Annotated in this window: 17 protein-coding genes; 9 read left to right on the top strand and 8 right to left on the bottom strand. The window is 67.8% G+C overall.

All coding sequences use genetic code 11. The features are described from left to right. Positions 1-4: 4 nt before the first annotated feature. The 5 genes from rnpA (at position 5) to AC5P5W_RS12730 (ending at position 7,599) form a co-directional block, all read left to right on the top strand. Complete coding sequence (gene rnpA / locus AC5P5W_RS12750) at positions 5-499, top strand: ribonuclease P protein component (protein ID WP_080053031.1); 495 nt, start codon at positions 5-7, stop codon at positions 497-499. Next, complete coding sequence (yidC, locus tag AC5P5W_RS12745) at positions 499-2,214, top strand: membrane protein insertase YidC (protein WP_014648955.1); 1,716 nt, start codon at positions 499-501, stop codon at positions 2,212-2,214. The genes rnpA and yidC overlap by 1 nt, the downstream gene beginning before the upstream one ends. Before the next feature lie 115 nt (positions 2,215-2,329). After that, a complete protein-coding gene (locus tag AC5P5W_RS12740) occupies positions 2,330-5,002 on the top strand; it encodes a polysaccharide deacetylase family protein (RefSeq protein ID WP_495221191.1) in 2,673 nt (890 codons plus the stop codon). A 3-nt stretch (positions 5,003-5,005) separates the two neighbouring features. Continuing rightward, a complete protein-coding gene (gene mnmE, locus AC5P5W_RS12735) occupies positions 5,006-6,355 on the top strand; it encodes a tRNA uridine-5-carboxymethylaminomethyl(34) synthesis GTPase MnmE (RefSeq protein ID WP_111205865.1) in 1,350 nt (449 codons plus the stop codon). 137 nt (positions 6,356-6,492) lie between these two features. Then, positions 6,493-7,599: a glycerophosphodiester phosphodiesterase family protein gene (locus AC5P5W_RS12730; RefSeq protein ID WP_197576150.1), complete on the top strand. Its 1,107-nt coding sequence runs from the start codon at positions 6,493-6,495 to the stop codon at positions 7,597-7,599. Between the two features lie 153 nt (positions 7,600-7,752). Here the strand turns inward: AC5P5W_RS12730 and AC5P5W_RS12725 are convergent, their stop codons facing one another. Further along, a complete protein-coding gene (locus AC5P5W_RS12725; protein ID WP_197576151.1) occupies positions 7,753-8,523 on the bottom strand; it encodes a rhomboid family intramembrane serine protease in 771 nt (256 codons plus the stop codon). Positions 8,524-8,629: 106 nt separating this feature from the next. Beyond that, positions 8,630-9,592 (bottom strand): TerC family protein, encoded by a 963-nt coding sequence (locus tag AC5P5W_RS12720; protein ID WP_014648950.1) that lies wholly within the window; start codon positions 9,590-9,592, stop codon positions 8,630-8,632. Between the two features lie 386 nt (positions 9,593-9,978). Between AC5P5W_RS12720 and AC5P5W_RS12715 the strand changes: the two genes are divergently transcribed. Both AC5P5W_RS12715 and AC5P5W_RS12710 read left to right on the top strand, forming a co-directional pair. Beyond that, positions 9,979-11,148 (top strand): class I SAM-dependent rRNA methyltransferase, encoded by a 1,170-nt coding sequence (locus AC5P5W_RS12715; protein WP_014648949.1) that lies wholly within the window; start codon positions 9,979-9,981, stop codon positions 11,146-11,148. A gap of 135 nt (positions 11,149-11,283) precedes the next feature. Beyond that, entirely contained in the window at positions 11,284-12,525 is a 1,242-nt protein-coding gene (locus tag AC5P5W_RS12710) for a membrane dipeptidase (protein ID WP_197576152.1), read from the top strand. 82 nt (positions 12,526-12,607) lie between these two features. Here the strand turns inward: AC5P5W_RS12710 and AC5P5W_RS12705 are convergent, their stop codons facing one another. Together AC5P5W_RS12705 and AC5P5W_RS12700 are read right to left on the bottom strand one after the other, a co-directional pair. After that, positions 12,608-14,035, bottom strand: coding sequence for an amino acid permease (locus AC5P5W_RS12705; RefSeq protein WP_046433392.1), 1,428 nt, complete (start codon positions 14,033-14,035; stop codon positions 12,608-12,610). Between the two features lie 175 nt (positions 14,036-14,210). Continuing rightward, complete coding sequence (locus tag AC5P5W_RS12700) at positions 14,211-15,206, bottom strand: aldo/keto reductase (protein ID WP_197574254.1); 996 nt, start codon at positions 15,204-15,206, stop codon at positions 14,211-14,213. 121 nt (positions 15,207-15,327) lie between these two features. On the opposite strand from AC5P5W_RS12700, the gene AC5P5W_RS12695 reads away from it, so the two are divergent. Further along, the gene (locus tag AC5P5W_RS12695) at positions 15,328-16,230 is read left to right on the top strand and encodes a LysR substrate-binding domain-containing protein (RefSeq protein WP_197574253.1); all 903 of its coding nucleotides are present in this window, start codon (positions 15,328-15,330) and stop codon (positions 16,228-16,230) included. Between the two features lie 23 nt (positions 16,231-16,253). Here AC5P5W_RS12695 and AC5P5W_RS12690 read toward each other — a convergent pair whose 3' ends face one another. The 3 genes from AC5P5W_RS12690 to AC5P5W_RS12680 are packed head-to-tail and all read right to left on the bottom strand — an operon-like array spanning position 16,254 to position 18,304. After that, positions 16,254-16,691, bottom strand: a complete 438-nt coding sequence (locus tag AC5P5W_RS12690; RefSeq protein WP_014648944.1) for a hypothetical protein — start codon at positions 16,689-16,691, stop codon at positions 16,254-16,256. Next, on the bottom strand, positions 16,688-17,317 hold the full coding sequence (gene leuE / locus AC5P5W_RS12685) for a leucine efflux protein LeuE (protein ID WP_005411716.1): 630 nt from the start codon (positions 17,315-17,317) through the stop codon (positions 16,688-16,690). The genes AC5P5W_RS12690 and leuE overlap by 4 nt, the downstream gene beginning before the upstream one ends. Positions 17,318-17,332: 15 nt before the next feature. After that, positions 17,333-18,304: a LysR family transcriptional regulator gene (locus tag AC5P5W_RS12680; protein WP_014648943.1), complete on the bottom strand. Its 972-nt coding sequence runs from the start codon at positions 18,302-18,304 to the stop codon at positions 17,333-17,335. A 91-nt stretch (positions 18,305-18,395) separates the two neighbouring features. Here AC5P5W_RS12680 and AC5P5W_RS12675 point away from each other — a divergent pair, with 91 nt between their 5' ends. Further along, positions 18,396-19,403 carry a zinc-binding alcohol dehydrogenase family protein gene (locus tag AC5P5W_RS12675; protein WP_014648942.1) on the top strand — a complete coding sequence of 336 codons (1,008 nt, stop codon included), beginning with the start codon at positions 18,396-18,398 and terminating at the stop codon, positions 19,401-19,403. Positions 19,404-19,470: 67 nt separating this feature from the next. Here AC5P5W_RS12675 and AC5P5W_RS12670 read toward each other — a convergent pair whose 3' ends face one another. Then, positions 19,471-20,076, bottom strand: a complete 606-nt coding sequence (locus AC5P5W_RS12670; RefSeq protein WP_111205872.1) for a glutathione S-transferase family protein — start codon at positions 20,074-20,076, stop codon at positions 19,471-19,473. Positions 20,077-20,092 lie beyond the last annotated feature (16 nt).

The raw sequence follows: 20,092 nt of genomic DNA, 5'->3' as shown, positions 1-20,092 counted from the left end.
TGCCATGCCGCACCCCGCGGCAGACGCAATCCCTTCGACAGTGAATACTGCAGACCCGCGCAAGCGATTCCCTCGCTCTGCGCGGGTTCGCACGCGTGCCGAATATTCAACGGTCTTCAACGGCGCCCGCCGTGTGTCCGATCCGCTGATGACCCTGCACTGGCTGCCGGCTGACCGGCCGGCCAGGCTGGGTCTGGCGGTTTCCCGCAAGGTTGATCCGAACGCCGTGGGGCGTAACCGGATCAAGCGCGTCCTGCGCGACATCCTGCGTCAGACACGTACCGAAATCCAGCCAGGCGACTTCGTCGTCGTGGCGCGTAGTGCTGCGCGTTCCGCCAGCAACGACGAGATCCGCCAGGCCTTCCTGCGCCTGCTGCGTCGCCTGCGTGCATTGCCCGCGCCGGGCGTGGACGGCACAATGCCGCCGCCTGATGGCATCGCAACTCCTTCTTTGACCGAGCCGGCATCGCGTCCCGGCCCCGCCGAGCCTGTCCGCTGATGAACCAGACCCGCGTATTCCTCATTTTTGCCTGGCTGATGGTGGCCGTGCTGCTGTGGATGGAGTGGAGCCGTGAAAAGGCTGCTCCGACCCCGGCACCGACGACCACGTCGGCCCCGGCTGCTGCACAGAGTGTTCCGGGCGCGACCCCGGGCAGCATCCCCAGCGCGCAGGTCCCGGGTGCGCCGGGCCAGGCCGCTGTGCAGGCCCAGGCCAGCGCCACCCCGGCCAGCCAGCGCGTGACCGTCACCACCGACGTGCTGCGCCTGGTGCTGGACGGCGGCCGTGTGCTGGATGCCGAGCTGCTGCAGTTCCCGCAGACCAAGGACGAAGGCAGCCCGCCGGTTCGCCTGCTGACCGAAGACCCCGCGCATCCGTACAGCGCGATCAGCGGCTGGGCCAGCGAAGACAAGAACACCCCGGTTCCCGGCGCTGACGGCTTCAAGCTGGTCGGTGATACCAAGGACTTCGTGCTGGCCAAGGGCCAGAACGAACTGCAGATCCCGTTCGTGTGGACCGCCGACAACGGCGTGACCATCAAGCGCACCCTGACCGTCTCGCGCAACGAGTACGCCGTGCGCTTCAAGGACGAAGTCAGTAATGCCGGCGCCGCACCGTGGAACGGCTACGTCTACCGCACCCTGGACCGCACCCCGACCATCCTGTCGCGGAGCATGACCAACCCGGATTCGTTCAGCTTCAACGGCGCCACCTGGTACGACAACGACAAGAAGTACCAGCGTCGTGCGTTCAAGGATTACCTGGACGACGGCGCACTGAACCAGAACATCACCGGCGGCTGGCTGGCGATGCTGCAGCATCACTTCTTCACCGCCTGGATCCCGCAGAAGGACCAGACCGCGCACTACGTGCTGTCGCAGGTGGCCGGTCGTGACCTGATTGAAGCGCGTGGCCCGGCCTTCACCGTGGCCCCGGGCCAGTCCACCAGCACCGAGGCCCGCCTGTGGGTCGGCCCGAAGCTGGTCAACCTGATCGCCAAGGAAGACGTGCCGGGCCTGGACCGCGTGGTCGACTACAGCCGCTTCTCGATGATGGCGGTGATCGGCCAGGGCCTGTTCTGGGTGCTGAACCAGGTGCACAAGCTGGTCGGCAACTGGGGCTGGGCGATCGTCGGCCTGGTGGTGCTGCTGAAGCTGGTGCTGTACCCGCTGTCGGCGACCCAGTACAAGAGCGGTGCCAAGATGCGCCGCTTCCAGCCGCGCATCGCGCAGCTGAAGGAACGCTATGGCGATGACCGCCAGAAGTTCCAGACCGCGATGATGGAGCTGTACAAGAAGGAAAAGATCAATCCGATGGGCGGCTGCCTGCCGATCCTCATCCAGATGCCGATCTTCTTCGCTCTGTACTGGGTGCTGGTGGAATCGGTCGAACTGCGCCAGGCGCCCTGGTTCGGCTGGATCCAGGACCTGACCGCACGCGACCCGTACTTCATCCTGCCGGTCATCAACGTGGCAGTGATGTGGTTCACCCAGAAGCTGACCCCGGCACCGGGCATGGACCCGATGCAGCAGAAGATGATGCAGTTCATGCCGCTGGTGTTCGGCGTCATGATGGCCTTCATGCCGTCCGGCCTGGTCCTGTACTGGGTGGTCAACGGTGGCCTGGGCCTGCTGCAGCAGTGGTGGATGACCAAGCGCCATGGCGGCGAGCCGGTTGCGGCCACCACCGCTCCGGCCCCGGTCAAGAAGAAGTAATCGGTAGAGCCGGCCGCTGGCCGGCTGACCCCAGCAAAAGCCCGCCGCAAGGCGGGCTTTTCGCATGCGGCGGTAGAATCGCCGGCACACCGTTCCTCCCACCTTCGAGTCCGCCATGCCGCGTGCGTCGTCGTTCCGCCTGTTCCTGCCCTCGCTGTTGTTGACCCTGGTTGTTGCCGGCTGCGGCGACAAGGACGCGAAGGCGCCGGCGACCACCGTCACCCAGCCAAGCGCGCAGGCCGCAGCCGCCGCCGATCCGGCCGCCGCGCCGTTGCTGGCGGCGCTGCAGAAGCAGCTCGACGGCTACCGCCGGATCATCGTGCTGCTGGCAGACGAGGAACAGCAATCGGCCGCCGACCGCGTCACCTCCACGCGTGTGGGCCAGCAGCTGTTCCACGATGGCCTGGAACAGCGCACGGCGATCGCCGCGCAGCTCGACACCCTGCTGGGCGGCTCCAGCCCGCAGCGCTTCGCCACCCTCGGCACCGTGCTGGACTACATCGAGTCGGCGCCGGAACTGTTCGACGCCGACCGCCTGGCCTTCCGCGAAGTGCTGCGTGATCTGCATGAGCGGGTCGGCACTGATTCGTCGCTGCCGGCGGTCAAGCTGCACCAGCGCATCGGCGAGGACCTGGAGGCACTCGACGAGATCGAGCGAAACTACAACCAGGAACTGACCCGCATCTTCAGCCGCTTCGAGCGCACCCGTGCCATCGGGCTGAAGCGTGAGAAGTGGGACGACTACATCGCCCACCTGCACAAGGACTACAGCCGCGAAGCGATCCTGCGCGACTACGGCGTGATCGAGCCCTACCCGATGTCGATGAAGGACAGCGACCGCGAGATCTTCGGCCGCGACCTGCCGGCCAAGACCGTGGTGCTGACCTTCGACGATGGCCCGCACAAGGCCTATACCGATGAAGTGGTGGCCATCCTCAAGCGCTACGACGTGCCGGGCGTGTTCTTTGAAGTGGGCCGCAACCTGGGCAAGGTCGAGGCCGATGGCAAGGTCAGCCTCGGCCCGATGGCAAAGATCAGCCGCAACCTGATGGAAGAGGGCTATGCGGTCGGCAACCACAGCCTGACCCACGCCCAGCTGTCGCGCACCACCGGTGACGCGCTGCGCCAGCAGGTGCTCGACACCGACACGCTGCTGAAGGATGTCGACAGCAAGCGCGCGCCGCTGTTCCGTTTCCCGTATGGCGCGCGTAATGCCGAAGGCCTGCAGCTGCTCAACGAGGCCGGGCTGAAGTCGATCATGTGGAACATCGACTCGATGGACTGGGCCGACCCGGTACCGGAATCGATCGTGCAGCGCGTGCTAGACCAGGTGAACAAGGAACAGCGCGGCATCATCCTGTTCCACGACATCCACGACCGGGCGGTGAAGGCGCTGCCGCAGATCCTCGACCGGCTGATCGCCGATGGTTACCAGTTCGCCGGCTGGAACGGCCGTGACTTCACCGTCGCCCGTGCGCGCAAGGGTGATGCCGGTGCCGCCACGGTCACCACCGGCTACGAGAAGTCCTGGGCGATCGTGGTCGGCATCGACAACTATGCCAAGTGGCCGAAGCTGGAGTACGCCAGCCACGACGCGCAGGCGGTGGCCGATACCCTGACCGGGCAGTTCGGCTTCCCGTCCTCGCAGGTGATCGTGCTGAAGAACGAGCAGGCGACCCGCAACAACATCCTCGCGGCCTTCCACGATCGCCTGGCCGATGACCGCACCGGCAAGAACGACCGCGTGTTCGTGTTCTTCGCCGGCCATGGCGCGACCCGCCAGCTCGCTTCCGGGCGCGACCTGGGCTACATCATTCCGGTCGATTCGGACCCGAAGGAATTCGCCACCGACGCCATCGCGATGACCGACATCCAGAACATTGCCGAGAGCATGCAGGCCAAGCATGTGATGTTCGTGATGGATGCCTGCTACAGCGGCCTGGGCCTGACCCGCGGTGCCCCGTCGTCGTCGTCGTTCCTGCGCGAGAACGCGCGTCGCAGCGCGCGGCAGATGCTGACCGCCGGTGGTGCCGACCAGCAGGTGGCCGATGCTGGCCCCAACGGCCACTCGGTGTTCACCTGGGTGCTGTTGCAGGCGCTGGCCGGCAAGGGCGACCTCAACGGCGACGGCCTGATCACCGGTACCGAGCTGGCCGCCTACGTGGCGCCGGCCGTATCGGCGGTCTCGCACCAGACCCCGGCCTTCGGCAGCCTGCCCGGTTCGCAGGGCGGCGAGTTCGTGTTCCAGGTGCCGGACAGCCAGGAATTCCTCAACGCCGATACGCGCCAGCTGACCGCCGATGCGATCGCGCTGAACAACAAGGTGGATGCGGCCAGCGAGGCCAAGGGCAGCCAGGCGCCGGTGACGGTGGCCGACCTGCAGGGTGGCAAGGCCAAGCTGGTGGTGCCCACCGCTGGCCCGGCGTCAGACCGCCAGCGCGCGCAGCAGGCCAACGACCGCGGCCTGCAGCTGTACCGCGAGAAGCAGTACGACGAGGCAGCCGCGCAGTTCGCCGAAGCGCTGAAGCTGCGTCCTGATTTCGCCCAGGCCGCCAACAACCTCGGCTTCGTCTACTACCGCCAGCAGCGCTATGCAGAAGCCGCGCGCTGGCTGGAGAACACGCTGAAGATCGACCCGTCGCGCGCGGTGGCCCATCTGAACCTGGGCGATGCCTACTTCAACGCCGGCGACAAGGCCAAGGCGAAGCAGGCCTACACCACCTACCTGGCGCTGCAGCCGCAGGGCAGTGGCGCGGCCCAGGCGCGCGCGCAGCTGGAGAAGCTCTGAGCCATGAACGACGCGATCCGCACCGACACCATCGTGGCCATCGCCAGCGCCCCCGGCGCCGGCGGTGTCGGCCTGTTGCGCCTGTCCGGTCCGCGCGCTGCGGCGATTGCCAATGCGCTGGGGGCGCCTGCACTGCGCCCGCGCCACGCGCACTACGCGCGCCTGCGTGATGCCGACGGCGAGGTCATCGACGATGGCATCGTGCTGTGGTTCCCGGCACCGAACAGTTTCACCGGCGAAGAGGTGGTGGAACTGCAGGGCCATGGCAGCCCGGTGCTGCTGCAGCAGCTGGTCGCGCGCTGCATCGCGCTCGGTGCGCGCCAGGCGCGGCCGGGTGAGTTCAGCGAACGGGCGTTCCTCAACGGCAAGCTGGACCTGGCCCAGGCCGAGGCCATCGCCGACCTGATCGCCGCGGGCGACAACCGTGCCGCACGCGCGGCGCGTCGTTCACTGGATGGCGTGTTCTCGCGCCGCATCGATGCGGTGGTCGAGCAGCTGGTGCTGCTGCGCATCCACGTGGAAGCGGCCATCGACTTCGCCGACGAACCGCTGGATACCCTCGGTGGCGCGCAGGTGCGGCGTGGGCTGGAACAGGCGCGCAGCGATCTGGCCATTCTGCGCCGCGATGCCGAACGCGGCCGTCGCCTGCGCGATGGCCTGCACGCGGTGCTGATCGGTCCGCCGAATGCGGGCAAGAGTTCACTGCTCAACGCGCTGGCCGGCAGCGAACGCGCCATCGTCACCGACATCGCCGGCACCACCCGCGACACCCTGCGCGAAACCATCCGCCTGGATGGCCTGGAGCTGACCCTGGTCGACACCGCCGGCCTGCGCGACGGCGGCGACGCCATCGAACGCGAAGGCATGCGCCGCGCCCACGTGGAAATCGAGCGCACCGACCTGGCGCTGATCGTGCTGGATGCGCGCGATCCGGCGGCCGGTGAAGCGGCGCTGGGCGAGGCCGTGGCGACGGTACCGCACAAGGTCTACATCCACAACAAGTCGGATCTGCTGGCGGCGTTGCCGTCGCTGGCTGATCCGGATCGGGTGTTCGTTTCGGCCGCCACCGGCGCCGGGCTCGACGATCTGCATGCGCGCCTGCGTTCGATTGCTTCGGCCGGTGCCGGTGAGCAGGTGGACGGCGAGTTCTCCGCGCGCACGCGCCACGTGGATGCGATTGAACGCGCGCAGGAACATGCGCAGCGCGCCGATGGCGAGCTGGCGCACGAGCACCTGGAGCTGGCCGCCGAGGAACTGCGGCTGGCCCACGATGCGCTGGGTGAGATCACCGGGCAGATGAGTGCCGATGATCTGCTGGGGAGGATCTTCTCCAGTTTCTGCATCGGCAAGTAACTGTAGAGCCGAGCCCATGCTCGGCTGTTCTGCCCGTCAGCCGAGCATGGGCTCGGCTCTACAGGGACTGGCTTCCCCCACCTGTCACATTGCCGCCGCATACTGACGCCCATCACATACCGCTTGGGGAAGTCGCAGTGAAGTCGTGGGGTTGTGCGTTGCTGTTGTCGCTGGCCGTGGCACCATCGGTGGCCATGAGTGCTGAATCCTCCACCCCGGTCGTGCCCAAGGTGTCGGTCTACGGCCATCGCGGGGCAAGCGCACTGCTGCCCGAGCACACCCTGGCCTCGTATGCGCAGGCCATCGCCGATGGCGCCGACTACATCGAACCGGACCTGGTGATGACCAGGGACGGGGTGATGGTGGCCCGCCACGAGAACGAGATCGGCGGCACCACCGACGTCGCCTCGCATCCGGAGTTCGCCAGCCGCCGCACCCGCAAGGTGATCGATGGGCAGCAGGTCGAGGGCTGGTTCACCGAGGACTTCACCCTGGCCGAGCTGAAGACCCTGTACGCCCGTGAGCGCCTGCCGGAGCTGCGCAGCACCGCCTACGACGGCCAGTTCCGCATCGCCAGCCTGGACGAGATCCTGGCCTTCCTGGTGCAGCAGGCCGGGCGCGCCAACCGTGGCATCGGCCTCGTGCCGGAGATCAAGCACCCGACCTATTTCCAGTCCATCGGCCTGCCGATGGAAGACAAGCTGCTGGCCGCGCTGCGTGGCAACGCGTACACCAATGTCGGCCCGGTCACGATCCAGTCGTTCGAGACCGCCAACCTGCGCTACCTGCATGGCAAGATCGGCCGGGGCAGCAACATCCGCCTGCTGCAGCTGCTGTGGAAGGGCGATACCCAGCCGGCCGACATCGCCAAGGCCGGCGGCACGCTGACCTACGCACAGATGATGACCCCGGCCGGGCTGAAGGACATCGCCGCCTACGCCGATGGCATCGGCCCCGAGCTGCGCTCGATCATTCCGCTGGATGCCAAGGGCGCGCTGGGCACGCCGACCGCGCTGGTACGAGATGCGCACGCGGCCGGCCTGATGGTGATTCCGTACACCTTCCGCCCGGAGAACCATTTCCAGCCCAGCAACCTGCGCAAGGGCGCCGAAAACGCGCGCAACGTCGAAGGCTCGATCGCCGAGATGCGCGCCTACCTGGCGACCGGCATCGATGCCTTCTTCACCGATGATCCGGCGCTGGGCCGGCAGGCGGTGGATGGGATGGGCACAGCGGGGAACTGAGCGATCAACGCGCCGGGCATGGCCCGGCGCTACCCGGGGGCCGGTGTGCTCTGGTAGGTGCCAACCTTGGTTGGCACGCAACAACCGCGCCGACCAAGGTCGGCCACTACCGGTTCATGAGGTTGCCGGCCAGCGGCCGGCACGACCGTCCCCTCAACTGCGTGGCTCGTCCGGCCGGCGGAACGGGATCACCACGTAGTCCTGGCCCTCGCGCGGCTGCCACAGCACCGGCACGCGCTGCGGAGACGGTGGCTCCAGCTCGTCGTCGGCCAGCGGCTCGGCCTCGTCTTCTTCGTCTTCCCAGCTGTAGCGCTGGCGCGGCGGCAGGGGGTCGGCGTTGCGGAACAGCAGCGCGGCGATGATGCCGGCGAAGGCGCCGCCCATGTGCGACTGCCAGGACACGCCATCGGCATGCGGCAGGATGGTCATCAGCATGCCGCCATAGAACAGCATGCCGATCAGGCCGGTGGCGATTGCCGCACGGTCGCGGCGCAGCAGGCCGAGGCTGGCCAGCAGGAACATCAGGCCATGGGTCACGCCACTGGCACCCAGGTGCACGCTGCCCGGATTGCCCAGCATCCACGCGCCGAGGCCCGAACCCAGCCACAGCAGGGGCAGGGCGCGCACGGTGGCTTTGGGATACACACTGCCGGCCAGGGTGCCGAGGATCAGGATGGCGATGCTGTTGGCGGCGATGTGCTCGACCGAGGCATGCAGCATCGGGCCGCCGATCAGGCCGAGCAGGCCCTTGGCTTCCAGTGGCGCAACCGCCCACGGTCGCCAGTCGAACGTGCCCTGCAGGGCGAACACGGCCACCAGCACCAGCACGGCCGCCAGGCTGACATTGAACGCCCGCAGGATGCGCGAGCGGTCATTGCGGGGGGGCGGCACGTCGCCGGCGGGCAGGGGCGTGTTGTTGTCCATACCTCAGCAATGGCGGTGGCTGGCGCGAAACCAAGGCCACTGTTGCGGGAGAGTGGGTGCGGCCGGCGGGACAATCCCGCCGGCCGCGCCTTCCCACCGCTCAGGCTCAGGCGTGGCCCGAGCCTTCCTTCGGCGGGTACTTCAGGCTCAGCACCACGGTGGCGGCGATGATCACCGCGACCACGCCCAGCGACACCGGGGTCGGGATCTTGAACAGGTCGATGATCATCATCTTGATGCCGATGAAGGCCAACACCAGCGCCAGGCCGTACGGCAGCAGGTGGAAGCGGTCGGCCATGCCGGCCAGCAGGAAGAACATCGCACGCAGGCCCAGCACCGCGAACACGTTGGAGGTGAGCACGATGAACGGGTCGGTGGTGATCGCGAAGATCGCCGGGATGCTGTCCACGGCGAAGATCACGTCGGTGACCGCGATCAGGATCAGCACCGCGAACAGCGGGGTGAACCAGCGCACGCCATCGCGCTTCACGCTCAGCGCATTGCCGGCGTAGTCCGGCAGCAGGCGCAGGTGCTTGCGCATCCAGCGCAGGGCGGGGTTGGTTTCCAGATCCGGTTCCTGGCCGGCGGCGAACCACATCTTCCAGCCGGTGAACAGCAGGAAGGCGCCGAACACGTAGAGCAGCCAATGGAACTGGCTGATCAGCACGCTGCCGGCGAAGATCATGATCGTACGCAGCACGATCGCACCCAGGATGCCGATGATCAGCACCTTCTGGCGCTGCTCCTCCGGTACTGCGAAGTAGCTCATGATCATCAGGAACACAAAGATGTTGTCGACCGCCAGCGCCTTCTCGACCAGGTAGCCGGTCAGGAATTCGAGGCCGACCTTGTTGGCCACCACCTGGCCGGCGGTCTCATTCAGGTAGTACCAGAGGCCGGCGTTGAACAGCAGGGCCAGCGCGACCCAGCCGATCGACCACCACAGGGCTTCCTTGAAGGTGACCTTGTGCGGTCCACCATGGCGCATCAACACGAGGTCGACCAGCAGGGCGATGACCACCACCGCTGCGAAGCCGCCCCACAACCACACGTTACCGATCGTCTGCATTGGGAATGTCCGTTGGAAAGATGAATGCCAGGCCGGACGGCGAGGATCTGCAACGGAGGATCGGGAGGGGGATCCAGGGACAGAGCTTCGCCAGTACGGCGAAGGTCTCGCTCGCAGTTCCAGTCGGCTGGAACTGCCGTTGCACCGGAGCCTGCGGGCTCGAAATGACGGCGACAACGTCTGGGAGCTACTCCCCTTCTGGCGCCGATTCTGCCGTCTGGCTGGGCCGCCGTCAAATGGGGGACGAGGGGTCGGATCCCCGTAGGGGCTCTGACCCCATTCCCGAGCCCGTTCCGGCCTGGTGGGTGCCAACCTTGGTTGGCACGCCGGCGGGGGTCAGAGCCCCTGCGGGGATCTGACCCCGGCGCCCGGTTTACAATGGGTGGATGAATACCCCCCTTCCGATTGTCCGCCTCAAGAATGCGTGGCGCTCCAGCCACCCGTGGATCTTCCAGAAACTGGTCGAGAAGCCGACCGTCCGGCCCAAGCCCGGTTCCATCGTCGACGTGGTCGGCATTGATGGCGAGTTCGTTGGCCGCGGGTTCTACAACGGGCATTCGCGCATTGCCGTGCGCATCCTTGAGACCGACCAGAACGTGCCGGTGGATGCCGGCTGGTTCTCGCGCAAGATTGCCCAGGCGGTGTCGCTGCGCCGTGAGGTGCTCAAGCTCGACGCGGTCTCCGACGCCTGGCGCGTGGTGCACAGCGAAGGCGACGGCCTGTCCGGCCTGGTGGTGGATCGCTACGGCGACCTGGTGGTGGTCGAATTCTTCGCCGCCGGCATGTTCCGCCACCGCGAGTGGATCTACGACGCCCTGCGCGAGCAGTTCCCGGGTTGCCGCTTCCACAGCTTCGCCGATGAGCACGTGCAGAAACAGGAAAGCTTCGATTTCCACGGCAATACCACCACCGAAGCGTCGGTGATCACCGAGTACGGCATCAAGTTCCGCGCCGACCCGGCCGGTGCGCACAAGACCGGCTTCTTCGCCGACCAGCGCGAGAACCGCGAGTGGCTGAGCCAGCAGGTGGAAGGCAAGCGCGTGCTGGACCTGTGCTGCAACACCGGCGGTTTTGCGGTGTACGCGGCGGCGCGAGGCGCCTCGGAAGTGGTCGGCATCGACATCGATGAAGACGTCATCCAGATCGCCAAGGGCAATTCGCGCCTGAACAACGTGCGCCCGAAGTTCGTCCAGTCCGACATCTTCCCGTGGCTGCGTGATGCGGCCAATCGTGGTGAGCAGTACGACGTGGTGATCCTGGACCCGGCGAAGATGACCCGCGACCGCGACCAGGTCATCACTGCGCTGAAGAAGTACCTGGACATGAACAAGCTGGCGCTGGGCGTGGTCAAGCCGGGCGGCCTGTTCGCCACGTTCTCCTGCACCGGCCTGGTGGCCGAGGACCAGTTCCTCGACATGCTGCGCCGCGCGGCGTATTTCTCCGGCCGCACGATCCAGATCCTGAAGGTGGCCGGCGCCGGTCCGGACCACCCGTTCATGGCCCACGTGCAGGAATCGCGTTACCTGAAGGCCGTGTTCTGCCGCGTGGTGGACTGACCGCGTCACTGCCGATCTCTGTAGAGCCGAGCCCACGCTCGGCTGATCTGTCTGGCAGCCGAGCATGGGCTCGGCTCTACAAAAAGGCCGGGTGCAGCGCTATGGTCGGGCTCTTCCCATTGCCGGTGAGAGCCCATGCCATCGTTGCGCCACCTGTCCGTCGTGCTTGCCCTGGCGCTGTGTGCGCCGCTGTCCGCCCACGCCATCGAGTTCAGTGCGCAGGAACTGGCCCGCGCCAAGGCCCTGCAGCAGCGCCTGGTCACTCTGGACAGCCATCTGGATACACCGGCCAACTTCGGCCGCACCGGCTTCGATATCGAGCAGCGCCACGACCGCAACGCGCTTTCGCAGGTGGACTACCCGCGCATGGTCGAAGGTGCGCTCGATGGCGGTTTCTGGGCGATCTACACCGACCAGGGCGATCGCAGCGCAGCGGCCCACCTGGCCGAGCGTGACCACGGCCTGCAGCGACTGCTGGAAATCCGCGAGATGCTGGCGGCCAATCCCGCGCGCTTCGCGCTGGCACTGACCGCCGATGATGCGGCGCGGATCAAGGGCGCCGGCAAGCGCGTGGTCTACATCAGCATGGAAAATGCCAGCCCGCTGGTGGAAGACCCGAGCCTGCTCTCGTTCTACCACCGCGCCGGCCTGCGGCTGCTCAGCACCGTGCACTTCGCCAACAACGAGTTCGCCGATTCGGCCACCGATCCCAAGGGCGCGGAGTGGAAGGGCCTGAGCCCGGCCGGCAAGGAGCTGGTGCGGCAGGCAGTGAAGCTGGGCATCGTGATCGACCAGTCGCATGCCTCGGACGCGGTGTTCGACGACCTGCTGGCGATGATGCCGGTGCCCTTCGTGCTGTCGCACAGCTCGGCCAAGGCGGTCTACGACCACCCGCGCAATCTTGATGACGCGCGGCTGCGCAAGCTGGCCAAGGCCGGCGGCGTGATCCAGGTGAACGCCTATGGCGGCTACCTGATCGACACGGCGAAGACACCCGAGCGCAAGCAGGCCGAAGAAGCGCTGAGCAGGCAGCTGGGCGGCTGGGAAGGGATGGGCATCGAGCAGGGCGTGGCCCTGCTGAAAGCCGAACAGGCACTGGACCATGAACACCCCGTGCGGCATGCCAGCCTGGACGACTTCTTCGCCCACTTCGAGCACATCCTCAAGGTGGTCGGCCCCGAGCACGTGGGTATCGGCCTGGACTGGGATGGCGGCGGCGGCCTGAGTGACCTGCCCGATGTCAGCCAGCTGCCGAAGATCACCGCCTGGCTGCTGCGCAAGGGCTATACCGAGCAGCAGATTGCCGGCATCTGGGGCGGCAACCTGCTGCGGGTGATGCGCCAGGCGCAGGATTACGCCGCAAAGCAGGGCGGTTGACCGCCCTGCGGTGGTGCCGGCCGCTGGCCGGCACAACAGGATACGAGTTGCCGGCCAACGGCCGGCACCACCGGCGAGCCGGTTATTTCGCGATCAGCGCATGGCGTCGGCTGTACAGCAGGTACAGCACTAGGCCGGCCACGTTCCACAACAGGAAGTACAGCTGGGTGGTGTGCGGCAGGCTGATGAACAGGTAGATGCAACCCAGTGCGGCCAGCGGGCCAACCACGAAGGCCAGCGGCGTGCGGAACGTGCGCGCGCGGTCCGGCTCGCGCAGGCGCAGCACCACCAGGCAGACGCCCACTGCAGTGAACGCGGCCAGGGTACCGGCATTGGCCAGCGCGGCGATCTCGTCCAGGCGGGCCACGCCGGCCAGCGCCGACACCACCACCGCAGTGAACAGTGTGGTCGCCACCGGCGTGCCGGTACGCGCGTTGACCTTGGACAGGCCACGCGGCAGCAGGCCGTCGCGGCTCATCACGAAGAAGATGCGGCTCTGGCCGTACAGGAAGGCCAGCAGCACGGTCGGCAGCGCGATGATCGCAATCACGCCGATCACCATCGCCGCTGTCGGATGGCCCAGCTGGCGCATGATCAGCGCCAGCGGCTCGGCGCTGTGCCCGAACACGGCGTAGCTCATCGCACCCACTGCGGCCAGCGCCACCAGCACGTAGACAATGGTGCAGCCGATCATCGAACCGATGATGCCGATCGACAGGTCACGGCCCGGGTTCTTGGTCTCCTCCGCAGCAGTGGAGATCGCATCGAAGCCGTAGAAGGCGAAGAAGATGATCGCCGCTGCCGCCATCACGCCGTGCTCGACGCCATCGGGGCCCATCGACTTGGCAAAGCCATACGGCATGAACGGCTGCAGGTTGGCGCTGTCGAACGCAGGCAGGGCCACGGCCACGAAGATCGCCAGCGCGATCAGCTTGAACACCACCAGGATGGCATTGAGCGTGGCGCTTTCCTTGGTCCCGGCCATCAGCATGCCGGCCACCAGCCAGGTGATGATGATCGCCGGCAGGTTGATCATGCCGCCTTCCACGTGCGGGCCGGCTGCCAGCCAGGCCGGCAGGTGCACGTTCCAGCCGAACTGGGTGTGGACCCATTCGAGGAAGCCGACGAAGTAGCCGGACCAGCCCACCGCCACCGTACTCACCACCAGCGAGTACTCCAGGATCAGGCTCCAGCCCACCACCCAGGCGAACACCTCGCCCAGCGCACTGTAGCTGTAGGTGTAGGCGCTGCCGGCGGCCGGCATCATCGTCGACAGCTCGGCATAGGACAGTGCCGCACAGGCGCAGACCGCACCGGCGATGGCGAAGGAGATCAGCACGGCCGGGCCGGCCAGATTGGCACCGACGCCGATCAGCGTGTAGATGCCGGTGCCGACGATGGCACCGATGCCCAGTGCGATCAGGTGCGGCCAGCTGAGCGTCGGGATCAGGCGCCTGCCGGCTTCGTGGACGGTGACGGAATCTAGGGACTTGCGCCGGAACAGGGACATGCAGGCCTCGGAAGGGGTGACTAAGAACGACAAGTTCCCGAGTGTGACCGAACGCAGCGCAGCATTACCACTGACGGGGGTCATGCATGGCGGGGCACGCGCTGCGCCCCGGCCAGGCTGCCGGAATCGGCACAATCCGGCGGCAGCCACCGGTGTACGTTCGTCCCGGCCCCCGCTAGGACTCGATGTTGGCCATGCCGCTGACCGAATAGCGTTCGCCGGCCGCGGCATGCAGCGGGAAGGCCGCATCCAATGCGTCCAGCGTGGCCGCATCCAGTTCCACCTGCAGAGCAGCGAGGTTCTCGTCCAGCCGTGCCCGCCGCGTCGTGCCCGGGATCGGCACGATGTGCCCGCCGCGCGACAGCACCCAGGCCAGCGCCAGCTGCGAGGCAGCGATGCCGCGCTCGGCGGCCAGCGCCTGCACGGTGTCCACCAATGCCAGGTTGCGCTGGAAGTTTTCGCCTTCGAAGCGGGGCGAGGTGCGCCGGTAATCGTCGGCGTCGAAGTCGTCCGGGCTGCGGATGGCACCGGTCAGGAAGCCACGGCCCAGCGGCGAATACGGCACGAAGCCGATGCCCAGCTCCGCCGTGGTGGCCAGCACTCCGTTCTGCTCCGGCTCGCGCGACCACAGCGAGTACTCGCTCTGCACCGCCGTGATCGGGTGCACCGCATGGGCGCGGCGGAGGGTGGCCGCCGAGGCCTCGGACAGGCCCAGCCAGCGCACCTTGCCCTGTTCCACCAGGCGTGCCATCGCACCCACGGTGTCCTCGATCGGCACGGTCGGGTCGACGCGGTGCTGGTAGTACAGGTCGATGTGGTCCACGCCCAGGCGACGCAGGCTGGCCTCGCAGGCGGCCTGCACATAGTCCGGGTGGCCGTTGATCTGCCGCGCCTTCGGGTCAGCCGGGTCCAGGCCGACGCCGAACTTGCTGGCCAGGAACACCTGGTTGCGGCGGCCGGCAATCGCGCGACCGACCAGCACCTCGTTGGTGTGCGGGCCATACACATCCGCGGTGTCGAGCAGGGTCACGCCACGGTCCAGCGCGTGCCGGATGACGGCAATGCCGTCATCGTCACTGCCGCGGCCGCCGTAGTACGCGCTCATGCCCATGCACCCCAGGCCGAGGGCGGACACGGTGGGGCCGGCGGGGCCGAGAGTACGGGTCTTCATGTGGATCTCCTTGGGGAAGGCGCCACGTCTGGATGGGCAGCGGCGAGGGGCACAGCATCCTCCACGCCATCATGTGGATAAACTGCGTGTCACCGGACTTACCTTGAAGGCTGCCTTCACAATGGATGCCTCCGTCCCGCTCACTGCTGTGGTCGCTTTCGTCCACGTGGCCGAGCACGCCAGCTTTACCCGCGCCGCCGATGCCCTGGGTGTGTCGACCTCGGCGCTGTCGCAGAGCGTGCGCGCGCTGGAAGCGCGGATGGGCGTGCGGCTGCTGCAGCGGACCACGCGGCGGGTCAACCTGACCGAGCACGGCGCGCGTTTCCTGCAGCGCGTGCGCGGCGGCCTGGACCAGATCGACCAGGCATTTGCCGAACTGGACAGCGCGCGCTCGGTGCCTGCCGGGCGGCTGCGCGTGACCCTGCCGCGCATCGTCGCCGATCGCATGGTGCTGCCGCGGCTGCCCGACTTCCTTGCGCGTTACCCGCAGGTGCAGGTGGAACTGTGCGTCGACCCCGCGCTGACCGATCTGGTGGCCGAGGGTTTCGACGCCGGCATCCGCCTGGGCGAATCACTCGCACAGGGCATGATCGCGGTGCCGGTCGGGCCACCCGAGCGGCAGGTGGTGGTAGCCACGCCGGCCTATTTCGAATGCCATGGCGTGCCGCAGACCCCGCATGACCTGCAGGGCCACGCCTGCATCGTGCACCGGCTGGCCAACGGCCGGCTGATGCCCTGGGAGTTCAGCCGCGACGGCCACGACCTGGACGTGCAAGTGAGCGGGCGGCTGGTGTTCAACGATGCCGGCGTCGCCCATGGTGCCGTGCTGGCGGGTCTGGGAATGGCCCAAGGCTTCGCCTCGTTGATGGCCGACGACATCAACGCTGGGCGACTGCAGAGCGTGCTGCAGGACTGGCAGCCGCCATTCCCCGGCTTCCACCTGTACTACCCCGCGCGTGAGCAGATGGCGCCCAAGCTGCGGGTGTTCATCGACCACCTGCGCGCGGAGATGCACGACCGGTAGATGCCAACCTTGGTTGGCATGCTTCAATCGACCACGCGCGCCGCTACGCCTCCCGGCCAATGGCAGCCATCCTCCTGCCACGCCTGGCTGTCATCGTGGAAGGTGGTGCGACGGCCATCACGGGCGCGTTCGTAGCTCAGATCCAGTACCAACGCGCCCTGCGTGCTCAGCAGGTAGCGGCCGTTGAGGCGCCCGTCGATGCGCTCTTCCCACACGCTGTCGAACTGGTACGGGCGATCCTCGGCCAGCACCGTGGTCTCCATCGAGATCCGGTGCAGGGGCAGGCGCTCGCGCTGGCCGGCGTAACGCACGTCGGCCCGGCCGTCTTCCAGCCAGCGCCATTCCAGGTGGATGTTGTCGTTGCGACCGCCCGTCAGGCAGCGATGGTCCTGCACGGTGCCGGCAGAGGCGGCACCGGCCAGCAGCAGGGTCATGCCGAGCAGTGGCAGCCGCCCGTTCATCCGTTCAGCCCCAGGCGGATGCCGAACCCCACCAGGAACAGGCCGGCCACGCGACGCAGCGCATCGCTGATCCGCGGGTGCTGGATCAACCGGCGGCGGGCCAGGTTGCCCACGCCGATCAGCATCGAGCAGTAGGCGATACTGACCACCAGGATGATGCCGGCCAGCGCGGCGAAGGTGGCGATGCCCTGGTGCGCCTTCGGATCGATGAACAACGGCAGGAAGGCCATGTAGAACAGGATCGCCTTCGGGTTGAGCAGGCTGACCAGGATCGCCTGCTGGAAGTAGCGGCCGGGTTGCATGCGGATCGGGCCGGCGTCGCCGCCCTCGTGCTTGGGCGTGCGCAGCAGGCTGATGCCGACCCACACCAGGTAGGCCGCGCCGAGGTACTGCACGGCGTGGAATACCAGAGGATTGGCCTTCAGCAGTGCGGCCACGCCGGCCAGCGCCAGCCACATCAGGATCTGGTCGCCGACCAGCAGGCCGGCCAGTGCGGTGTAGCCGCCGCGCACGCCGCCACGGCCGGTGGCAGTCAGCAGCGTGAAGGTACCGGGACCGGGCAGGGCGAGAAACACCAGCACGGCGACCAGAAACGTCCACAGGTCCTGGATGCCCATCCACGGCATGGCGGTGCTCTTCTGTTACGGGGGGCCGCCATTGTCGGCCAGCGCTGCGGCGGGCGACAGGGGGCCGGTGGGGCCAACCGGCATCCCGGACAGCAGCGGTTGCAGGTGCTGGCGCAGCTGCGCGTGCAGCTGCCGCACGGCGGGTGAGAACTGCTTGCGATGCGGGCACACCAGCTGCAGCGGGATGCTGCTGCCAACGCCGTCCAGCAGCACCTGCAGGCGCCCGGCCAGCACATCCTCGCGCAGGTCCAGCCAGGACTTGTAGGTGATGCCTTCGCCGGCCACGGCCCAGCGCCGCACCACGTCGGCGTCGTCGCAGACCAGCGGGCCGCGTACCGGAACCACGCTGCGGCGCCCGTCCACCTCGAACGACCAGCGATCGTAGGCGCGGCCATTGAGTTGATAGACCAGGCAGTCGTGCTCGCGCAGATCCTCCAGGCGCGTGGGCGGGCCACGCCGCTGCAGGTAGCCGGGCGAGGCGGCCAGCACGCGCCGGTTGCCTTCCAGCAGGGGCAGGGCTACGTAGTTGGCGTCATCGAAGTGGCCGATGCGGATGGCCACGTCGACCGGTTCGCGGAACACGTCGGCGACCTCGTCGGACAGGCGCAGGTGCAGGCGCAGCCGCGGGTGCGCGGCGCGGAACGCGCTCAGCCAGGGCAACAGCAGGTTGCGGCCGAAGTCCGACGGCGCCGACAGCTGCAGGATGCCGTGCAGCTCGGTGTCCTCGCCCTGCACGCGGGCCTGGCCTTCGCGCAGGGTGGCCAGCACCTCCTGCGCATACGGCAGGTAGAGCGCGCCCTCGCCGGTCAGGCGCAGGCTGCGGGTCGTGCGCACGAACAGGCGCAGGTCCAGCTCGCGCTCCAGCCGTGCCACCGCCGCAGCGACCTGCCCGGGCAGCAGGTCGGCCTCGCGGGCGGCCTGCGAGAAGCTGCCCAGCGCGGCAGTGCGGACGAACAGCTGCAGATCGTCGAAGCGGATCATCTTCATCGTCAGAGTGAAAGTGCTGCCCGATTCTGCGCCTTTCCGAGGGAGCGCGCGCGGCGCAACCTGTCGCCTCCTTCCCCACTGGACCGCTGCCATGCGCGCCATTGCCTATACCCACGCCGGCCTGCCGATCGATGATGCCCGGGCCCTGATCGACATCGAACTGGAGCTGCCGCAGCCCGGCCCCCGCGACCTGCGCGTGGCGGTACGCGCGGTGGCGGTGAACCCGGTCGACACCAAGGTCCGCCGCGGCGTGGCCACCGATGGCCCGCGCGTACTGGGCTGGGACGCGGTCGGCATCGTCGACGCGGTGGGCAGCGAGGTGACCCTGTTCCAGCCCGGCGACGCGGTCTACTACGCCGGCGTCATCGACCGCCCGGGCAGCAATGCCGAGTACCAGCTGGTGGACGAGCGCAGCGTCGGGCGCAAGCCGGCCAGCCTCGATGATGCCGCCGCCGCGGCGCTGCCATTGACTGCAATCACCGCCTGGGAGCTGCTGTTCGACCGCCTGCGCATCCCCGAGGGTGGTGGCGAGGGCCAGACCCTGCTGGTGATCGGTGCTGCCGGTGGTGTCGGTTCGATCCTGGTGCAGCTGGCGCGGAAGCTGACCAGGCTGACCGTGATCGGCACCGCCTCGCGTCCGGATACCCAGGACTGGGCATACGCAATGGGCGCGCACCACGTGATCGACCACCGCCTGCCGCTGGCCGAGGGACTGGCGCGGCTCGGCATCAGCGAAGTGCAGCATGTGGCCAGCCTGACCCACTCCGACCAGTACTACGCGCAGATCGTGGAACTGCTGGCGCCGCAGGGCCAGCTGGGGCTGATCGATGATCCTGGCCAGGTGGACGTGATGGCGCTCAAGCGCAAGGCGTTGTCACTGCACTGGGAGTCGATGTTCACCCGGCCGCTGTACCGCACCGCCGACATGCAGCGCCAGCACGACCTGCTGAACCGTGTGGCCGAGCTGATCGACACGGGCGTGCTGCAGACCACGCTGGGCGAGCACTTCGGGCGCATCGACGCGGCCAACCTGCGGCGCGCCCACGCGCTGCTGGAGAGCCACCGCGCCAAGGGCAAGATCGTGCTGGAAGGCTGGTAAGGCCGGATCGTTCCCGCACCCTTGGGGTCAGATCCCTTTGCTCCGGGAAAGGGATCCGCCCCCTGCCTCAGGCCACGCCGTTGTCGACGTGGGTGGTGAAACCCGGCTGCTGTCGCAGGCGCTCGAACCACGCCGCGAGGTGTGGCAGCACGGGCTTGTTGCCGGGCGTGCTGCGCCAGCGTTGGGTCGACAGCCCGAGCACGATGTCGGCCAGAGTGAAGGTGTTGCCCGCCACGTAGCCGTCGGTAGTGGCCAGCTGTGCATCAAGGACAGCCATCAGCCGGTTCCACTGCGCCAGGCTGGCTGCGGCGCGGGCGTCATCCGGGTAATCCGGATGCTGGCGCACGCGCGCCATGAACACGTGGCGCCAGGCACTGTTGAGGTCGCTGGCCTGCCAGTCCATCCATTGTTCGACCCGCGCACGATCCTGTGCCGCGCGGGGCAGCAGGTCATCACGGCCAGCGCGTACGGCCAGGTAGCGGCAGATGCTGTTGGATTCCCACAGCACGAAGCCGCCATCGCGCAGCACCGGCACCTGCCGGTTCGGGTTCAGTGTGGCCAGCAGGTCCGCCGGCGGCGCTGGCTCGTGGTGAAGTGGCAGGTCGAGGCCGGCGCACAGCCAGAGCACCTTGCGCACGTTGATGGAGGTGGGTTTTCCGTACAGAGCGAGCATGGGGGCTTCCGGGGCA

Source organism: Stenotrophomonas sp. YJH_SMC_123 (genome assembly GCF_059368215.1).
The sequence above is the reverse complement of the archived record's forward strand: the minus strand, read 5'-3'. Positions and strand labels throughout refer to the sequence as shown.